The organism is Pseudomonas sp. CK-NBRI-02 (assembly GCF_008124495.1).
In the GTDB taxonomy this organism is placed as follows: domain Bacteria; phylum Pseudomonadota; class Gammaproteobacteria; order Pseudomonadales; family Pseudomonadaceae; genus Aquipseudomonas; species Aquipseudomonas guariconensis.
On record NZ_VSJH01000008.1, the window covers coordinates 354,671 to 371,687 of the forward strand.

Annotated in this window: 17 protein-coding genes and 1 pseudogene; 12 read left to right on the forward strand and 6 right to left on the reverse strand. The window is 61.7% G+C overall.

What is annotated here, in order from left to right:
- Position 1: 1 nt before the first annotated feature.
- From dut to DQ397_RS09480, 6 genes and pseudogenes are all read left to right on the forward strand, one after another.
- Entirely contained in the window at positions 2-457 is a 456-nt protein-coding gene (gene dut / locus DQ397_RS09455) for a dUTP diphosphatase (RefSeq protein ID WP_043212979.1), read from the forward strand.
- A gap of 134 nt (positions 458-591) precedes the next feature.
- Positions 592-1,965, forward strand: a pseudogene (locus DQ397_RS09460) (phosphomannomutase/phosphoglucomutase); the annotation flags it as partial.
- Between the two features lie 31 nt (positions 1,966-1,996).
- Positions 1,997-2,902, forward strand: a complete 906-nt coding sequence (argB, locus tag DQ397_RS09465) for an acetylglutamate kinase (protein WP_043212973.1) — start codon at positions 1,997-1,999, stop codon at positions 2,900-2,902.
- Positions 2,903-3,095: 193 nt separating this feature from the next.
- Positions 3,096-3,776, forward strand: coding sequence for a CsgG/HfaB family protein (locus tag DQ397_RS09470; protein ID WP_043212971.1), 681 nt, complete (start codon positions 3,096-3,098; stop codon positions 3,774-3,776).
- Positions 3,777-3,801: 25 nt separating this feature from the next.
- Positions 3,802-4,173, forward strand: a complete 372-nt coding sequence (locus DQ397_RS09475; RefSeq protein WP_043212969.1) for a DUF4810 domain-containing protein — start codon at positions 3,802-3,804, stop codon at positions 4,171-4,173.
- Positions 4,170-4,829 carry a DUF799 domain-containing protein gene (locus tag DQ397_RS09480; RefSeq protein WP_043212967.1) on the forward strand — a complete coding sequence of 220 codons (660 nt, stop codon included), beginning with the start codon at positions 4,170-4,172 and terminating at the stop codon, positions 4,827-4,829. The genes DQ397_RS09475 and DQ397_RS09480 overlap by 4 nt, the downstream gene beginning before the upstream one ends.
- 105 nt (positions 4,830-4,934) lie before the next feature.
- Here the strand turns inward: DQ397_RS09480 and pyrE are convergent, their stop codons facing one another.
- A complete protein-coding gene (pyrE, locus tag DQ397_RS09485; protein ID WP_043212965.1) occupies positions 4,935-5,576 on the reverse strand; it encodes an orotate phosphoribosyltransferase in 642 nt (213 codons plus the stop codon).
- Positions 5,577-5,656: 80 nt separating this feature from the next.
- On the opposite strand from pyrE, the gene DQ397_RS09490 reads away from it, so the two are divergent.
- Positions 5,657-6,436 carry an exodeoxyribonuclease III gene (locus tag DQ397_RS09490; protein WP_043212963.1) on the forward strand — a complete coding sequence of 260 codons (780 nt, stop codon included), beginning with the start codon at positions 5,657-5,659 and terminating at the stop codon, positions 6,434-6,436.
- A 51-nt stretch (positions 6,437-6,487) separates the two neighbouring features.
- Here DQ397_RS09490 and DQ397_RS09495 read toward each other — a convergent pair whose 3' ends face one another.
- Positions 6,488-6,859 (reverse strand): DUF4870 domain-containing protein, encoded by a 372-nt coding sequence (locus DQ397_RS09495; protein ID WP_043212961.1) that lies wholly within the window; start codon positions 6,857-6,859, stop codon positions 6,488-6,490.
- Between the two features lie 25 nt (positions 6,860-6,884).
- Complete coding sequence (gene rph / locus DQ397_RS09500; protein WP_043212958.1) at positions 6,885-7,607, reverse strand: ribonuclease PH; 723 nt, start codon at positions 7,605-7,607, stop codon at positions 6,885-6,887.
- Between the two features lie 226 nt (positions 7,608-7,833).
- Between rph and DQ397_RS09505 the strand changes: the two genes are divergently transcribed.
- Together DQ397_RS09505 and gmk are read left to right on the forward strand one after the other, a co-directional pair.
- Positions 7,834-8,697 carry a YicC/YloC family endoribonuclease gene (locus tag DQ397_RS09505; protein ID WP_043212955.1) on the forward strand — a complete coding sequence of 288 codons (864 nt, stop codon included), beginning with the start codon at positions 7,834-7,836 and terminating at the stop codon, positions 8,695-8,697.
- 13 nt (positions 8,698-8,710) lie between these two features.
- Positions 8,711-9,367 carry a guanylate kinase gene (gene gmk / locus DQ397_RS09510; protein WP_043212953.1) on the forward strand — a complete coding sequence of 219 codons (657 nt, stop codon included), beginning with the start codon at positions 8,711-8,713 and terminating at the stop codon, positions 9,365-9,367.
- A 39-nt stretch (positions 9,368-9,406) separates the two neighbouring features.
- On the opposite strand, the gene DQ397_RS09515 is transcribed toward gmk, so the two are convergent.
- The 3 genes from DQ397_RS09515 to DQ397_RS09525 all read right to left on the reverse strand — a co-directional run bounded on the left by DQ397_RS09515 (position 9,407) and on the right by DQ397_RS09525 (position 13,224).
- The gene (locus DQ397_RS09515) at positions 9,407-10,951 is read right to left on the reverse strand and encodes an APC family permease (protein ID WP_070572153.1); all 1,545 of its coding nucleotides are present in this window, start codon (positions 10,949-10,951) and stop codon (positions 9,407-9,409) included.
- 112 nt (positions 10,952-11,063) lie between these two features.
- Complete coding sequence (locus DQ397_RS09520; RefSeq protein WP_043209888.1) at positions 11,064-11,837, reverse strand: gamma-glutamyl-gamma-aminobutyrate hydrolase family protein; 774 nt, start codon at positions 11,835-11,837, stop codon at positions 11,064-11,066.
- A 4-nt stretch (positions 11,838-11,841) separates the two neighbouring features.
- Positions 11,842-13,224: a glutamine synthetase family protein gene (locus DQ397_RS09525; RefSeq protein ID WP_043209890.1), complete on the reverse strand. Its 1,383-nt coding sequence runs from the start codon at positions 13,222-13,224 to the stop codon at positions 11,842-11,844.
- A 209-nt stretch (positions 13,225-13,433) separates the two neighbouring features.
- Between DQ397_RS09525 and DQ397_RS09530 the strand changes: the two genes are divergently transcribed.
- From DQ397_RS09530 to spoT, 3 genes are all read left to right on the forward strand, one after another.
- Positions 13,434-14,306 (forward strand): LysR family transcriptional regulator, encoded by an 873-nt coding sequence (locus DQ397_RS09530; protein ID WP_043209893.1) that lies wholly within the window; start codon positions 13,434-13,436, stop codon positions 14,304-14,306.
- Between the two features lie 272 nt (positions 14,307-14,578).
- Positions 14,579-14,842: a DNA-directed RNA polymerase subunit omega gene (rpoZ, locus tag DQ397_RS09535; protein WP_008091595.1), complete on the forward strand. Its 264-nt coding sequence runs from the start codon at positions 14,579-14,581 to the stop codon at positions 14,840-14,842.
- A gap of 59 nt (positions 14,843-14,901) precedes the next feature.
- Positions 14,902-17,010 carry a bifunctional GTP diphosphokinase/guanosine-3',5'-bis pyrophosphate 3'-pyrophosphohydrolase gene (gene spoT / locus DQ397_RS09540; protein WP_043209897.1) on the forward strand — a complete coding sequence of 703 codons (2,109 nt, stop codon included), beginning with the start codon at positions 14,902-14,904 and terminating at the stop codon, positions 17,008-17,010.
- The last annotated feature ends 7 nt before the right edge of the window (positions 17,011-17,017 follow it).

Genomic DNA, 17,017 nt, shown 5'->3' on the forward strand with positions numbered 1-17,017 from the left:
CATGCACGCTCTTCAAGCCAAGATCCTCGACCCTCGCCTGGGCAATGATTTCCCTCTGCCGCAATACGCCACCCCCGGCTCCGCCGGCCTGGACCTGCGCGCCATGCTCAAGGAAGACACTGTCCTGGAGCCGGGCCAGACCCTGCTGATTCCCACTGGCCTGTCGGTATATATCGGCGACCCGGGCCTGGCCGCAATGATCCTTCCGCGCTCGGGCCTGGGCCACAAGCACGGCATCGTGCTGGGCAACTTGGTCGGCCTGATCGACTCGGACTACCAGGGCGAGCTGATGGTCTCCTGCTGGAACCGCGGCCAGACGCCCTTCACCATCGCCATCGGCGAGCGTATCGCGCAGCTGGTGCTGGTGCCTGTGGTGCAGGCGCATTTCGAGATCGTCGAGTCCTTCGACGAGAGCCAGCGCGGGGCTGGCGGCTTCGGTCACTCCGGCAGCCACTGAGACCGCTTGACGACCGTTGGGCCATGGATGGCGAACTCTCTGGCCAAAGCATCGTCCAAGCGTTCAGTTTGCGCCTGCCCAGAAGCCTTTGATTATTGGAGCACCCAGAGATGAACGACATGGCCCACCTGGTACCCGCACTGCCCGAGAGCATCTTCCGTGCCTACGACATCCGTGGCGTTGTCGGCAAAACACTGACCGGCGAGACTGCCTATTGGATCGGCCGTGCCATCGGCGCCCAAACCCTCGCCCAGGGCGAGCCGCAGATCTCGGTTGGTCGCGATGGCCGCCTGTCCGGCCCGATGCTGGTCGAGCAGCTGATCAAGGGCCTGGTCGACGCCGGTTGCCAGGTCAGCGACGTCGGCCTAGTCCCGACTCCAGCGCTGTACTACGCCGCCAATGTGCTGGCCGGCAAGTCCGGTGTGATGCTTACCGGCAGCCACAATCCGCCTGACTACAACGGTTTCAAGATCGTCATCGCTGGCGACACCTTGGCCAACGAACAGATCCAAGCCCTGCTGACCCGCCTGAAAACCAACGACCTGAGCCGTGGCGAGGGCCGCGTCGAACGTGTCGAGATCCTGGAGCGTTACTTCCAGCAGATCGTCGGCGATGTGAAGCTGGCCAAGAAACTCAAGGTGGTGGTGGACTGCGGCAATGGCGCCGCTGGCGTCATCGCGCCGCAACTGATCGAGGCCTTGGGCTGCGACGTCATCCCGCTGTTCTGCGACGTCGACGGTAACTTCCCCAACCATCACCCGGACCCGGGCAAGCCAGAAAACCTCGAGGATCTGATCGCCAAGGTCAAGGAAACCGGCGCCGACATCGGCCTGGCCTTCGACGGTGACGGCGACCGCGTGGGCGTAGTGACCAATACCGGCACCATCGTCTATCCAGACCGCCTGCTGATGCTCTTCGCCCAGGACGTGCTGTCGCGCAACCCCGGTGCCGAAATCATATTCGACGTCAAATGCACCCGTCGCCTGACACCGCTGATCGAACAGCACGGCGGTCGCGCCCTGATGTGGAAGACCGGGCACTCGCTGATCAAGAAGAAGATGAAACAGACCGGTTCTCTGCTGGCCGGCGAGATGAGCGGACACATCTTCATCAAGGAACGCTGGTACGGTTTCGACGACGGCATCTACAGCGCCGCACGCCTGCTGGAAATCCTCAGCAAGGCCGACCAGGACGCCGAAAGCCTGTTCGCGGCGTTCCCGAACGATATTTCGACGCCGGAAATCAACATTGATGTGACCGACGAGAGTAAATTCAGCATCATTGATGCACTGCAACGCGACGCCGACTGGGGCGATGCCAACCTCACCACCATCGACGGTGTGCGGGTCGACTACGCCCAAGGCTGGGGCCTGGTTCGCGCTTCCAACACCACCCCGGTGCTGGTGCTGCGCTTCGAGGCCGAAAGCGATGCCGAGCTCAAACGTATCCAGGCTGTCTTGCGCACGCAGTTGCTGCGTGTCGATCCAGCCCTGCAACTGCCGTTCTGACCGACTATCCGTTCCTTACCTGGAGCCCTGCATGACCCTCGATCGCGATGCCGCTTCCCATGTAGCCGAGGTTTTGTCCGAAGCACTGCCTTACATTCGCCGCTTTGTCGGCAAGACCCTGGTGATCAAGTACGGCGGCAACGCGATGGAGAGCGAAGAGCTCAAGACCGGCTTTGCCCGGGACATCGTGTTGATGAAGGCCGTGGGCATCAACCCGGTGGTCGTGCATGGCGGCGGCCCGCAGATCGGTGATTTGCTCAAGCGTCTCTCGATCGAGAGCCACTTCATCGACGGCATGCGAGTCACCGATTCGGCCACCATGGATGTGGTGGAGATGGTTCTGGGCGGTCAGGTAAACAAAGACATCGTCAACCTGATCAACCGACACGGCGGCAGCGCCATCGGCCTGACCGGCAAAGATGCTGAATTGATCCGCGCCAAGAAGCTCACCGTCACCCGCCAGACACCGGAGATGACCCAACCGGAAATCATCGACATCGGCCATGTGGGTGAAGTGGTGAGCGTCAATACCGACCTGCTGAACATGCTGGTCAAAGGCGACTTCATTCCAGTGATCGCACCGATCGGCGTGGGTGAGAACGGCGAGTCGTACAACATCAACGCCGACTTGGTGGCCGGCAAGGTAGCCGAGGCGCTCAAGGCCGAGAAGCTGATGCTGCTGACCAATATCGCAGGCCTGATGGACAAGCAGGGCACCGTCCTGACCGGACTGACCACCGAGCAGGTCAACGAGCTGATCGCCGATGGCACCATCTACGGCGGCATGCTGCCGAAGATCAAATGTGCTTTGGAGGCAGTGCAAGGTGGGGTGAACAGCTCGCACATCATCGATGGTCGCGTACCGAATGCCGTGCTGCTGGAGATCTTCACCGACAGCGGCGTGGGCACATTGATCACCAACACCAAGCGTCACTGACCACTTGGTCTGTCAGATGGCTCTTACCATCTGGCGTCGATTCACGGAAAAAGGCGACCTCTAGGGTCGCCTTTTTTTATTCATCCTCACCGCACCCGCGCTTTAAGCTCCCGCCGCACATAAAGTTATTCTGCTTGGCGCCGAAAAGGTAATAGCATAGCGCCATCGTTTTACTTTCTAATGGAGATATCGCGTGAAATACGCATCACAAGGACTCGTGCTGGTAGCCGCTCTGGCTATCGGGTCCCTTTCCGGCTGCGCAACCGAAACCTCCACGGCAGTTGCCGTGCAGCAGGTAGAAAGCGTCAATCGTCCTTACAGCGGCCTTCGGGCGCCGATCGCCGTGGGTAAATTCGACAATCGTTCCAGCTACATGCGCGGCATCTTCTCCGACGGCGTTGACCGCTTGGGCGGCCAAGCCAAAACCATCCTGATCACCCATTTGCAGCAGACCAATCGCTTCAATGTGCTCGACCGCGACAATATGGGCGAGATCCAGCAAGAAGCGGCGATCAAGGGCCAAGCCCAGCGTCTCAAAGGCGCCGACTACGTGGTGACAGGCGATGTAACCGAGTTCGGCCGCAAAGAGGTCGGCGATCACCAGCTGTTCGGCATCCTGGGGCGCGGCAAGACCCAGATTGCCTATGCCAAGGTTGCACTGAACATCGTCAACATCAGTACCTCCGAGGTGGTCTATTCGAGCCAGGGTGCAGGCGAATATGCACTCTCCAACCGCGAGATCATCGGCTTCGGCGGCACCGCCAGCTATGACTCCACCCTCAATGGCAAAGTCCTCGACCTGGCCATGCGCGAAGCCGTGAACAAACTGGTCAACGCCGTGGAAAGCGGCCAATGGAAGCCACAAGCGCAGTAAGTGGATAGAACAAGGAAGAAGTTACATGACGACCTCACTCTCGGCCTGGCGCGAAGTCGCCGCGCTCTTACTTGGCTGCACCCTGCTGGCAGGTTGCAGCGGCCCAAAGTCCTTGTACCAATGGGAGAGCTACCAACCCCAGGTATATGAGTACTTCAAAGGTGAATCCTCGAAAGAGGAACAGGCCATCGCCCTTGAGCGTGACCTCGAAAAGATCAAAGCCAAGAACGGCGCGGTCCCGCCCGGCTATCACGCCCAACTTGGGCTGCTCTATTCCAGCCTGGGCAAGGACGATCAGATGATCCAGCAGTTGCGCACCGAAAAGGCACTGTTCCCTGAATCGGCGCCGTACATGGACTTTCTGATGAACAATGCCAGCAAGGGAACCAAGCAATGATCAGTCGCCTCACCCAACTGCTCGTGAGCGTCTGCGTGCTGGCGCTGCTCACCGGCTGCGCCGAGCGCAAGACCATCGATTACACGGCCTACAAACAAAGTCGCCCCAAATCGATCCTGATCCTGCCGCCGCTGAACGAGTCCCCGGATGTCAAAGCCACCTACAGCATGCTGTCCCAGGTGACCTATCCGCTGGCTGAGGCAGGCTACTATGTAATGCCCGTGGCACTGGTTGACGAAACATTCCGCCAGAACGGCCTGAGCACACCCGCCGATATCCATCAGCTGCCGCCCAACAAGCTGCATGAGATTTTTGGTGCGGATGCAGGCCTGTATGTCACCGTCAGCGATTACGGTACGCGCTATATGGTGCTCAGCAGCGCAACTGTCGTCACCGCCAGCGCCAAACTGGTGGACCTCAAGAGCGGGACCACCTTGTGGACGGGTAGCGCCAGCGCCTCGAGCGAAGAAGGTCGGCAGAATCAAGGCGGCCTGATTGGCATGCTGGTCACCGCAGCGATCAACCAGATCATCAGCAACGTACAAGATGATGCGGGCTACCCGATCGCGGGCATCACCAGCAGTCGTTTGCTCACGCCCCAGCCCAACGGCGGAATCCTCTATGGCCCCCGCTCGCCGAAGTACGGCACGGACTGAGCGCAGCCGCTATTGCGGCGGTTCGCCGCGAACGAGGCCTGAATAGCCTGCACAAAAAAGGCGACTTTCTCACGAAGGTCGCCTTTTTCGTTGCAACGCGGGGCGTCAGATCCCGTATTGCGCCCGATAGGCTTCGACAGCAGGCAGGTGCTGCTTGAGCTGTGGGTCATCGGCCAGGAACTCCAGCACCTGGGTCAGCGAAACGATGCTGACCACCGGGATGCCGAAGTCGCGCTCGACTTCCTGGATCGCCGACAGCTCGCCATTGCCACGCTCTTCGCGGTTCAGCGCGATCAGAACGCCAGCGGCCTTGGCCTTCTGCGCATTGATGATCTGCATCACTTCGCGGATAGCGGTGCCAGCGGTGATCACGTCGTCGATGATCAGTACGTCACCGGCCAGCGGGGCGCCGACCAAGCTCCCGCCTTCGCCGTGATCCTTGGCTTCCTTGCGGTTGAAGCACCATGGCACATCGAGCTGGTGTTGCTCGGCCAGCGCCACAGCAGTGGCTGCGGCCAGGGGAATACCCTTGTAGGCGGGGCCGAACAGCACATCGAACGGGATCTTGCTGTCGACGATGGCCGCGGCGTAGCAACGCCCCAGTTGCGCCAGTGCAGAACCGGTATTGAACAGGCCGGCATTGAAGAAGTACGGGCTGGTACGCCCCGATTTCAGGGTGAACTCACCGAAGCGCAGAACCCCGCGATCGATGGCAAAACGAATGAAGTCGCGCTGATACGGCTGCATGAAGAGTCCCGGACACCACGGATTTAGCTAAATGAGTTGAGCTCGGGTATCATACACGCACGAGATTTTTGGGGCCATTTATGCGGATCATCAGTGTGAACGTGAATGGCATTCAGGCTGCGGCCGAGCGTGGATTGCTCAGCTGGCTGCAAGCCCAGAATGCCGACGTCATCTGCCTTCAGGATACCCGCGCCTCGGCCTTTGAACTCGACGACCCAGCTTTCCAGCTCGATGGCTATTTCCTTTACGCCTGCGACGCGGAGGTGCCAGCCCAAGGTGGCGTGGCACTGTACTCGCGGATGCAGCCCAAGGCAGTCATCACCGGCCTGGGCTTCGAGACAGCCGACCGTTACGGGCGTTACCTGCAAGCGGATTTCGACAAGGTAAGTATTGCCACCCTGCTGCTGCCTTCGGGCATGAACGGCGACGAGGACTTGAACCAGAAGTTCAAGTTGATGGACGACTTCGCCCGCTACCTGGACAAGCAGCGTCGCAAGCGTCGCGAGTACATCTACTGCGGCTCGCTGTACGTGGCGCAACAGAAGCTGGACATCAAGAACTGGCGCGACAGCCAGCAGTCGCCAGGCTTCCTGCCACCGGAGCGTGCGTGGATGGACGCAATCGTTGGCGACATGGGCTACGTCGACGCCCTGCGCGAAGTCAGTCGCGAAGGTGACCAGTACAGCTGGTGGCCGGACAACGAGCAGGCCGAGATGCTTAACCTGGGTTATCGGTTCGATTACCAGATCCTTACCCCAGGCCTGCGCCGTTTCGTGCGCAACGCACGCCTGCCACGCCAACCGCGCTTCTCCCAGCATGCGCCACTGATCGTGGACTACGACTGGACACTGACGATCTAAGTCAGTCTGCCGCCCATTCGCGGGTTTACCCGCGAATGGGCCTCAAAAAACCTACTTGATCGGCCGCCAGATCAGCGGATAGCGATAAGGCTTGCCCTCGTTGGCCCTGACCCCCGCAAGAATAGCCAGGACCAGCACCGCTACCGTCAGGATGGCGAAGAGCACGATCCCTACCAAAACGAACATCAGCAGGAAGCAGATGAACCCTGCGATGGTCACGCTGATCTGGAAGTTCAGTGCCTCCTTGCCCTGCGCGTCGATGAACGGATCCAGCTCACGCTTCCAGATCCACATCACCAGCGGGCCCAGCAGGTGCCCAAGGGGCACCACCAGGCCCAGCAGCGCCGAGAGATGACAGAACATCGCCCATTGCCGGATCTCGGCGTTGGGTGGGGCGACCGGCAGGTCGTCAGGCTCGTTCATGTTCCACACCTCCTTGGCAGCCAGGTCAGTCGGCCAGCGACGCGTTCTGCAGTTCGAAGATCTCGGTCATGCCCTTTTGGGCCAGGGCCAGCATGGCGTTGAAGTCTTCAGGCTGGAACGGAGCGCCTTCGGCGGTGCCCTGGACCTCGATGAAGCCACCGGCGCTGGTCATGACCACGTTCAGGTCGGTCTCGGCGGCGGAGTCTTCCAAATAGTCCAGGTCGAGCACGGCCTCGCCCTGATACATGCCCACCGACACAGCGGCGATCATGTGCTTGAGCGGGTTGCCACCCTTGAGACCGCCACGCTTCTTGATCACGGCCAGGGCGTCGCACAGGGCGACCATGGCACCGGTGATCGACGCGGTGCGGGTGCCGCCATCGGCCTGGATCACGTCGCAGTCGACGTACAGGGTGACGTCGCCCAGCTTGCTCATGTCCAGCGCGGCGCGCAGGGAGCGACCGATCAGACGCTGGATCTCCAGGGTACGACCACCCTGCTTGCCACGGCTCGCCTCGCGCTGATTACGCTCGCCGGTGGAACGCGGCAGCATGCCGTACTCGGCGGTCAGCCAACCCTGGCCCTGGCCCTTGAGGAAGCGGGGAACACCATTTTCGACGCTGACCGTGCAGACGACCTTGGTGTCGCCGAACTCGACCAGTACCGACCCCTCGGCGTGCTTGGTGTAGTTGCGGGTGATGCGGATCGAGCGGAGCTGATCGGCGGCGCGACCACTTGGACGTTTCATCTGGGATACCTGTACCGGGACTTGAATCTGGCGAGCATTATAAGGCCCGTCGCCCTGTGAGGACATGCCTATTGTCGCGCGCCGGGGCAGCCTGTCGTCTTTTCCCACCGGCCTTGCAGGCGCTCTGTAGCATGGGTGGATTGGGCGCCCGCACCGCACTGCGTTACAATCCCACCCCTTGGCCGAAAGGCTTTCCCGTTCATTCAGACTTCGCGAGGTACTCACCATGGTGCACAGCATGACCGCTTTTGCTCGCGTCGAGCGCGCTGGCAGCCAAGGCACCCTGGCCTGGGAACTGCGCTCGGTCAACCACCGCTACCTGGAGCCTCACCTGCGCTTGCCCGAGGCCCTGCGCGATCTGGAAGGCGCGGTGCGCGAAGGCCTGCGCCAAGGCCTTTCGCGCGGCAAGGTCGAATGCACCCTGCGCCTGAGCGAAGACAACGCCGGCAAGCCCCTTCAAGTCGACCGTGAGCGCGCCGCGCAACTGGTCGCCGCCGCCGAGACCGTCGCCGGTCTGATCAAGCAGCCCGCACCGCTGAACCCGCTCGAAGTCCTGGCCTGGCCCGGCGTGCTGGTGGCCGACGCCAGCGACCCTCAGGCGCTCAATGCCGAGGCCATGGCGCTGTTCAACGAGGCGCTCGCCGAGCTCAAGGCCGGCCGCCAGCGTGAAGGCCTGGAGCTGGCCCGCCTGATCAACGAGCGTCTGGACGGCATGACCGCAGAGGTCACCACCTTGCGCGCTCTGGTGCCTCAAATGCTGGCGGCCCAACGCCAGCGCATCCTCGACCGCTTCAATGACCTGCAGGCCGAACTCGACCCGCAGCGCCTGGAACAGGAGATGGTGTTGCTGGCCCAGAAAAGCGACGTGGCCGAAGAGCTGGACCGCCTCAGCACGCACATCACTGAAGTCCGGCGCGTACTCAAGTCCGGCGGCGCGGCCGGCCGGCGCCTGGACTTCCTGATGCAGGAGCTCAACCGCGAGGCCAACACCCTGGGCTCCAAGGCATTCGACCCGCGCAGCACCCAGGCGGCGGTCAACCTCAAGGTGTTGATCGAACAGATGCGTGAACAAGTACAGAACATCGAGTAAGGCCACCCCCACCATGAACCACAGCAGCGGCACTCTCTACATCGTCTCGGCCCCGTCCGGCGCCGGCAAGACCAGCCTGGTCACGGCACTGATCAAGGACGATCCACGCATCAGCGTCTCGGTTTCGCACACCACGCGCAACAAGCGCCCGGGTGAAGAACACGGCGTGAATTACCACTTCGTCAGCCATGACGAGTTCAAGGCCCTGATCGAGCGTAACGACTTCCTCGAGCATGCCGAAGTGTTCGGCAACTTCTACGGCACTTCGCGCAGTGCGCTGCAACAGGCCCTGGACCAGGGCCAGGACCTGATCCTGGAAATCGACTGGCAAGGCGCCCAGCAGGTACGCAAGCTGATGCCACAGGCGCTTTCGGTATTCATCCTTCCGCCGAGCCAGCAGGCACTGCGCCAGCGCCTGGACAACCGCGGCCAGGACAGCGAAGAGATCATCGAAGGCCGCATGAAGGAAGCGGTCAGCGAAATGGTGCACTACGACGAGTACGACTACGTCATCATCAACGATGACTTCGCCGTTGCATTGGAAGACCTCAAAGCCGTGTTCCGTGCGAACCGCGATGGTGACTCGCTGGCCACAGAACGCGCCGAGGCGCTCAAGCTGCACAAGCAACAGCAACGCCATGGAGCGCTGCTCAAGCAATTGATCGGCTGAAATCGAAAAGGGGCTGCGTTCGCAGCCCCTTTTCTTTCATTACTCCTGCAGTTGCAGGTTGGCCTGCTGGCGCAACGTTGCGCCCAGGAAGTAGGCCGGTGCGCGCCAGCGCGACAGCACCATCAACACGATCCCCAGTGCCGAGATGATTGCCGCGATCACGAACACCAAGCCAAGACCGGCAACGTGAGAACCGCTGCCGAAATCCGGCGAGGCGCTGTCGATCGCCGTGCGCACGAAGATGATCGACAGGATCACACCACCCACCAGCGGGCACAGGCCGCGCATGAAGAAGTGACGCAGGCTGCCGAACAGACTGTGGCGGAAGTACCAGACACAGGCATAGGCCGTCAGCGAGTAGTAGAAGCAGATCATCATGCCCAAGGCAGTGATGGTATCGGCCAGCACGTTCTCGCTCAGGGTGCGCATGGTCACGTAGAACAGACCAGCAGCAACGCCCGCGCAGATGGTAGCGTAGCGCGGGGTCTGCGAACGCGGGCAGACGCTGGCAAAGCGCTGCGGCACGGCACCGTAGTAGCCCATTGCAAGCAGGGTCCGCGCCGGCGACACGAAGGTCGACTGCAAGGACGCAGCGGTGCTAGCCAATACGGCAATGGACATCAGGATCGCCAGTGGGCCCATGACCGGACCGGCCAGGTGCGCAAAGACGTTCTCCTGGATACGCGGGTTACCCAGACCCAGGCCGACATCACTGATTCCGGCGAACTGCAGGGTGGCGATGGCGGTGACCAGGTAGAGACCAAGGATCAGCAATACCGTCCAGGTGGCAGCCTTGCCCGGGACTTCGTCACTGCCGATCGACTCTTCGCTCACGGTCAGGCACACGTCCCAGCCCCAGAAGATGAAGATCGACAACGACAGACCTGCGGCGAACGCCGAGAAAGACTCCACGCCAAACGGGTTGAACCAGGCCAGATCGAATGCCAGCGGTGGCGGTGCGGTGGTCTCGCTGAAGGCGGCGAACGCAAAGCCGATCAACACCAGCAACTGCAAGGCCACCAGGCCGTATTGCACGGTCATCGTGGTGCCCATGCCACGACAGCAGATCCACACCGCAAGGGCGATGAACACACAACAGGTGGTGATGTTCACCAACAAGTTGTCCGCCAATGCCGCCAGCTCCTGCTGACCGGTGATCTGTGCAATGAACAGATAGAAGAAATCGACGGCCACACCCGCCAGGTTGGACAACACGATGGTTGTGGCCACGACCAGCCCCCAGCCACCGATCCAGCCGATCATCGGCCCGAAAGCCCGCGCCGACCACGTAAAGGAAGTGCCGCTGTCCGGCTCCGCGGCATTGAGCTCGCGATAACCCAGCGCGACCAGCAGCATAGGCAGGAAGCCGACGATGAAAACAGCGGGAAGGTGGGCGCCCACCTCACGCACGGTGGGGCCAAGGGCGCCGGTCAGGGTATAGACAGGTGCAATCGTGGAGATGCCCAGCACCACGCTGGCCAGCAGGCCCAAACGGCCTTTTGCAAGGCCTTTACTGGCGCGCTGGGTGTTGCCTGCATCGGTCGCCACATCGGGTGGGCGGCCGGCTTCGGTGTATTCGCTCATGAGTCTTTGCCGTAACTATTGGTATTGTTTTCACGGACCTTGCGAACAAGGCCCGCTTTCACTCATTGAAAGCTGTTGCAGGGAGCGGGTCATCCAAGACCTTCGGGTAACGTCAGAGTGTTTTCTGGCGCGAACCCTCCCGTGCAGCATGGGCAATGCAGGCCTCGCGGAATGCCTGGAACAGGCGCCGGGAGACCGGGTTTTCGGCGAAACGCCATTCCGGGTGCCACTGCACGCCGAGCACGAAGCCCGGCGCATCAGGCATGGACACCGCTTCGATCAGGCCATCCGGGGCCCGTGCCTCGACGCGCAGGCCAGGGGCCAAACGGTCGATGCCCTGGCTGTGCAGCGAGTTGACCTCGAACTGCGCAGCCAGGCCCAAGCGCTCGAACAGCCCTCCCGGCGCAACGCCGACGGGGTGTCGAGGGCTGTATTGCACCTCAAGCGGTGCATCCTCAGGTTCTCGGTGATCCAGGTAGCCGGGCAGTTCCTGCACGCGCTGGTGCAGGGTGCCGCCGAGGGCGACGTTCAACTCCTGGAAACCACGGCAGATACAGAACACCGGTATACCGGCGGCAATGGCTGCCTGCAGCAACGGCAAGGTCAGACGGTCACGCGCGGTGTCGTGCCGGGTCCCTTCCGCGCTGGGGGCGCCATTGTAATGATGCGGCTCGACATTAGAAGGTGAGCCGGTAAAAAGAATGCCATCGAGCCGAGCGAGCAGCGCCTGTGTGTCGCTGCCACCGTCGCGGGCCGGCAATATCAACGGAAGCCCCGCAAAGCCGGCCGCCTCCACGTACTTGTCGCCCACAGTGTGCGACGAGTTTTTCCCCACCTGCTGGCGGCAGGCGCTGACACCGATCAGAGGGACCGCATTTGCGCTCATGGGCTTATACCGTGTGCAGGTACCAGTTGTACTCGAGGTCGGAGATCGACACTTCGAACTCGGCCAGCTCGCTTTCCTTGCAGGCCACGAAGATATCGATGTAGTCCGGGCTGATGTATTGGTTGAGCACCTCGCTGTCGTCCAGCGCGCGCAGGGCGTCACGCAGGTTGTTCGGCAGGCTCTGCTCCAGCTGCTCGTACGAGTTGCCTTCGATCGGCTCACCCGGCTCGACCTGGTTGGTCAGGCCGTGATGGATGCCGGCCAGAATGGCGGCGAGCATCAGGTAAGGGTTGGCGTCCGCGCCGGCCACGCGGTGCTCGATGCGCACGTTCTCGCTGCTGTCGGTGGGCACGCGCAAGGCGACGGTGCGGTTGTCCAAGCCCCAGCTCGGTGCGTTAGGCACATAGAACTGTGCGCCGAAGCGACGGTAGGAGTTGATGTTCGGGCACAGAAACGCCATCGATGCCGGCATGGTTTCCAGCACACCACCAATCGCGTGGCGCAGCGCATCGCTCTTGAGCGGGTCTTCGTTGGCGAAGATGTTCTTGCCGGTCTTCTTGTCCAGCAGCGAGATGTGCACGTGCAAGCCGTTGCCTGCCTGGCCCGGGTAGGGCTTGGCCATGAAGGTGGTATCCATCTCATGGTCGTAGGCGATGTTCTTGATCAGGCGCTTGAGCAGGATCGCGTAGTCACACGCCTTGAGCGGATCGGCCACGTGGTGCAGGTTGACTTCGAACTGGGCCGGGGCGCTTTCCTTGACGATGGCGTCGGCAGGAATGCCTTGCTCCTTGGCCGCTTCCAGCATGTCTTGCAGGCAGTCGGCGTACTCGTCCAGATCATCGATCAGGTACACCTGGGTCGACTGCGGACGCTTGCCGGAGATCGGGGAGCGCGGTGGCTGCGGACGGCCATTGAGGTTGTCCTGGTCGATCAGGTAGAACTCGAGCTCGAAGGCTGCGCAGATATCCAGGCCCAGCTCGTCGAATTTGGCGACCACTTGACGCAGCACTTCACGTGGGTCGGCGAAGAATGGGGCGCCGTCCAGCTCATGCATGGTCATCAGCAACTGAGCAGTGGGGCGCTTCTGCCAAGGCTCGTCGGACAAAGTGCCGGGGATCGGATAGCAGATGCGGTCAGCATCGCCGATGTCCAGGCCAAGGCCGGTGCTCTCGACGGTCGAGCCGTTGATATCCAGGGCGAACAGCGACGCCGGCAGGTTGATGCCTTTCTCGTATACCTTGTGCAGGCTGGCGCGCTCGATGCGCTTGCCGCGTACCACACCGTTCATATCGGAAATCAGCAGATCGACGAACTGCGTGTCCGGATGAGCCTCTAGGAATTCATTCATCTCGCTGGAAGAACTGGCGCACGGGATTACCGACGTCATGGCTGTACATCCTTTGATTCGGGGCGGCGATGTGGAGGGATACTGCTGGCGCCTCGCGGGCGGCGATGGTTGCTACTGTTGTTCTTTTCACTGTCCCATCGTTGGGGATAGGGTGCGACCCGGTGTGCATTGATTCCCGGGGGCCGTTCCACTATAAAATGGCCTCAACGCAACAGACATTGGCATTTCGGCAAGCAGAGCGTGCAACAATGCAATATCAGATTACCCATGCCGACCTTTCGTTGGTCCTGGCCCTGGAGCGTGGTCGCTCGCTGGCCAAAGCCGCCGAACTGCTCAAAGTAGACGTCTCGACGGTGTTTCGCTCGATTCGCCGACTGGAGTCCGCACTGGGCACAGCACTGTTCGTCAAGAGTCGCAAAGGCTACCTGCCCACCGATACCGCCCAGGCCCTGGCAGAGCAGGCCGAGCGCGCCGAGCAGGCGCTCGATGCCGCTCGCATCGCCCTGACCAGCGGGGAACAGGTCGTCAGCGGTACCGTTCGTCTGACATGTACTGAAGCCGTCATGCACAGCCTGCTGCTGCCAGCGCTGGCTGACTTCATGTCGAACTACCCTGCCCTGTCGCTGGAACTGGGCACCTCCAACACCTTCGCCAACCTCAGTCGACGCGATGCCGACATCGCGCTTCGCCTGACCAACACACCGCCCGAGCACCTTGTCGGCCGCTGCCTGGGCTCCACGTCCTACGTGGTCTGTGGCCAAGCGCAGTGGCGCGAGCGGCTGGGCGAATCGCATCACAGCGTACCGTGGATCGCCCCGGACGACTCGATGCAGGACCATCCCACAGTCGTCTGGCGCAACCAGCAGTACCCTGGCCTGAACCCACGCTACCAGTGCAGCAGCATGTCGACCATCGCCCAGCTGGTCAGCACCGGGCTTGGCGTCGCGGCATTACCGGACTACATGGTCGATGCCCTGCCCGAGGTTGAAGCCCTGAGCGGCCCCCTGCCCGGTTGCGATACCCAGCTGTGGCTGCTGACCCGCCCGGACTGCCGAGCGCTGCGCTCGGTACAGACCTTGTTCGAAGAGCTCACCCCGCGCCTGCGCGACGCCATGTTGTGATAACGCGCCAAGGAGGGTTGTCTGCCGTCTATGCATCCCGTTATCGTCAGGGTAGAGCGTGCCGGTGTCTGTTCCGGTGCTTTCGCGAACAAGTCCGCTCCCACAAGCACAACGCTGTGTCTGTGGGTTTACCCGCGAAGCAGCCAATACAGGCCCGACAGACCAGCACCTGACAAAACAGCGCTTCCCTATTGGCTGGTGATTTTTTAAACTATCGAGTCCGCCTGCCCACTCTGGGCTGCACGCTAACGCATTTGCTACTGAGGAAGACCATGGCCCGCGTAACTGTTGAAGACTGCCTGGAACACGTGGATAACCGCTTTGAGCTGGTCATGCTCTCGACCAAGCGCGCCCGTCAGCTGGCCACCGGCGGCAAAGAGCCGCGCGTTGCATGGGAAAACGACAAGCCGACCGTCGTCGCCCTGCGCGAGATCGCCGAAGGTATCGTCACTCCCGAGTTCATCGCCGCCGAAGAGATCGTAACGGAAGATCCAGTCTTCGCTGCGTTCGAGGACGAGAACAACGAGGCTGTCTGATCCATGCCCGGTCGACATCGTGCGGCACAAGGCCCTCTCCCTCGGCAGGAGGTGAACCCATGCCGGGTATAGAAGCCCTCGCCGAACGGCTGTCGACCTACCTCGGCCCCGACCAGGTCAATCTGGTCCGCCGGGCCTACTTCTACGCCGAACAGGCGCACGATGGCCAACGCCGCCGCAGCGGCGAGCCCTACGTGACCCATCCGCTGGCCGTGGCCAGCATCCTGGCCGACATGCACATGGACCATCAAAGCCTGATGGCCGCCATGCTGCACGATGTGATTGAAGACACCGGCATCGCCAAGGAAGCCCTCTGCCAGCAATTCGGCGAAACTGTCGCCGAGCTGGTCGACGGGGTCAGCAAGCTGACCCAGATGAACTTCGAGACCAAGGCCGAGGCCCAGGCCGAAAACTTCCAGAAGATGGCCATGGCCATGGCCCGGGACATCCGTGTGATCCTGGTCAAGCTGGCCGACCGCCTGCACAACATGCGCACCCTGGAAGTGCTCTCTGGCGAAAAACGCCGACGCATCGCCAAGGAAACCCTCGAAATCTACGCCCCCATCGCCAATCGCCTGGGCATGCACAATGTGCGCGTGGAATTCGAAGACCTCGGCTTCAAAGCGATGCACCCGATGCGTTCCTCGCTCATCCACCGCGCCGTCAAGAGCGCCCGTGGCAACCGCAAGGAAATCGTCGCCAAGATCGAACAGTCGCTGGCCAATTGCCTGGCCGCGGACGGCATCGAGGGCGAGGTCAGCGGCCGGCAAAAACACCTCTATGGCATCTACAAGAAGATGCGCGGCAAGCGCCGCGCCTTCAACGAGATCATGGACGTGTATGCCTTCCGCATCATCGTCGACAAGGTCGATACCTGCTATCGCGTGCTCGGCGCCGTACACAACCTGTACAAGCCGCTGCCCGGTCGCTTCAAGGACTACATCGCGATTCCCAAGGCCAACGGCTACCAGTCGCTGCACACGACGCTGTTCGGCATGCACGGCGTACCCATCGAGATCCAGATCCGCACTCGCGAAATGGAAGAGATGGCCAACAACGGGATCGCCGCCCACTGGCTGTACAAGTCCAACGAGGACGAACAGCCCAAGGGCAACCATGCCCGCGCCCGGCAATGGGTCAAGGGCATCCTCGAACTGCAGCAGCGTGCCGGCAACTCGCTGGAATTCATCGAGAGCGTAAAGATCGATCTGTTCCCGGACGAAGTCTACGTCTTCACGCCCAAGGGCCGGATCATGGAGCTACCCAAAGGCTCCACCGCCGTCGACTTCGCCTACGCAGTGCACACCGACGTCGGCAACAGCTGCATCGCCTGCCGCATCAATCGCCGCCTGGCGCCGTTGTCCGAACCGCTGCAAAGCGGCTCGACAGTGGAAATCGTCAGCGCACCGGGCGCACGCCCCAATCCGGCCTGGCTCAACTTCGTGGTCACCGGCAAGGCGCGTACGCACATTCGTCACGCACTCAAGCAGCAACGCCGCTCCGAGTCGATCAGCCTGGGCGAACGCCTGCTGAACAAGGTGCTCACCGGTTTCGACAGCAGCCTGGAGAAAATCCCGCCGGAGCGCATCCAGTCCATTCTCAGCGAATACCGACTGGAACTGCTCGAGGATCTGCTCGAAGACATCGGCCTGGGCAATCGCATGGCCTATGTTGTGGCTCGCCGCCTGTTGTCCGCCGAAGGCGAGCAACTGCCCGCACCGGAAGGCCCACTGGCCATCCGCGGCACCGAAGGCCTGGTGCTCAGCTACGCCAAGTGCTGCACCCCGATCCCCGGCGACCCGATCGTCGGGCACCTGTCGGCGGGCAAAGGCATGGTCGTGCACCTGGAAAACTGCCGCAACATCAGTGAAATCCGCCACAACCCGGAAAAATGCGTGCAGCTCTCCTGGGCCAAGGACATCACCGGTGAGTTCAATGTCGAACTGCGTGTCGAGCTGGAGCACCAGCGCGGCCTGATCGCCTTGTTGGCCAGCAGCGTCAATGCCGCCGACGGCAATATCGAAAAAATCAGCATGGACGAACGCGACGGCCGTATCAGCGTGGTCCAACTGGTGGTCAGCGTGCATGATCGCGTGCACCTGGCCCGCGTGATCAAGAAGTTGCGTACCCTGACCGGCGTGGTCCGCATCACCCGCATGCGTACGTAGTCCGTCA

Coding starts and splice junctions, on each gene's coding strand:
- DQ397_RS09475 (WP_043212969.1), top strand. CDS start 3,802: ATGACGACCTCACTCTCGGCCTGGCGCGAAGTCGCCGCGCTCTTACTT.
- DQ397_RS09515 (WP_070572153.1), bottom strand. CDS start 10,951: ATGAGCGAATACACCGAAGCCGGCCGCCCACCCGATGTGGCGACCGAT.
- spoT (WP_043209897.1), top strand. CDS start 14,902: ATGCCGGGTATAGAAGCCCTCGCCGAACGGCTGTCGACCTACCTCGGC.
- rph (WP_043212958.1), bottom strand. CDS start 7,607: ATGAAACGTCCAAGTGGTCGCGCCGCCGATCAGCTCCGCTCGATCCGC.
- argB (WP_043212973.1), top strand. CDS start 1,997: ATGACCCTCGATCGCGATGCCGCTTCCCATGTAGCCGAGGTTTTGTCC.
- DQ397_RS09490 (WP_043212963.1), top strand. CDS start 5,657: ATGCGGATCATCAGTGTGAACGTGAATGGCATTCAGGCTGCGGCCGAG.
- DQ397_RS09530 (WP_043209893.1), top strand. CDS start 13,434: ATGCAATATCAGATTACCCATGCCGACCTTTCGTTGGTCCTGGCCCTG.
- DQ397_RS09525 (WP_043209890.1), bottom strand. CDS start 13,224: ATGACGTCGGTAATCCCGTGCGCCAGTTCTTCCAGCGAGATGAATGAA.
- DQ397_RS09480 (WP_043212967.1), top strand. CDS start 4,170: ATGATCAGTCGCCTCACCCAACTGCTCGTGAGCGTCTGCGTGCTGGCG.
- dut (WP_043212979.1), top strand. CDS start 2: ATGCACGCTCTTCAAGCCAAGATCCTCGACCCTCGCCTGGGCAATGAT.
- DQ397_RS09495 (WP_043212961.1), bottom strand. CDS start 6,859: ATGAACGAGCCTGACGACCTGCCGGTCGCCCCACCCAACGCCGAGATC.
- gmk (WP_043212953.1), top strand. CDS start 8,711: ATGAACCACAGCAGCGGCACTCTCTACATCGTCTCGGCCCCGTCCGGC.
- DQ397_RS09505 (WP_043212955.1), top strand. CDS start 7,834: ATGGTGCACAGCATGACCGCTTTTGCTCGCGTCGAGCGCGCTGGCAGC.
- DQ397_RS09520 (WP_043209888.1), bottom strand. CDS start 11,837: ATGAGCGCAAATGCGGTCCCTCTGATCGGTGTCAGCGCCTGCCGCCAG.
- pyrE (WP_043212965.1), bottom strand. CDS start 5,576: ATGCAGCCGTATCAGCGCGACTTCATTCGTTTTGCCATCGATCGCGGG.
- rpoZ (WP_008091595.1), top strand. CDS start 14,579: ATGGCCCGCGTAACTGTTGAAGACTGCCTGGAACACGTGGATAACCGC.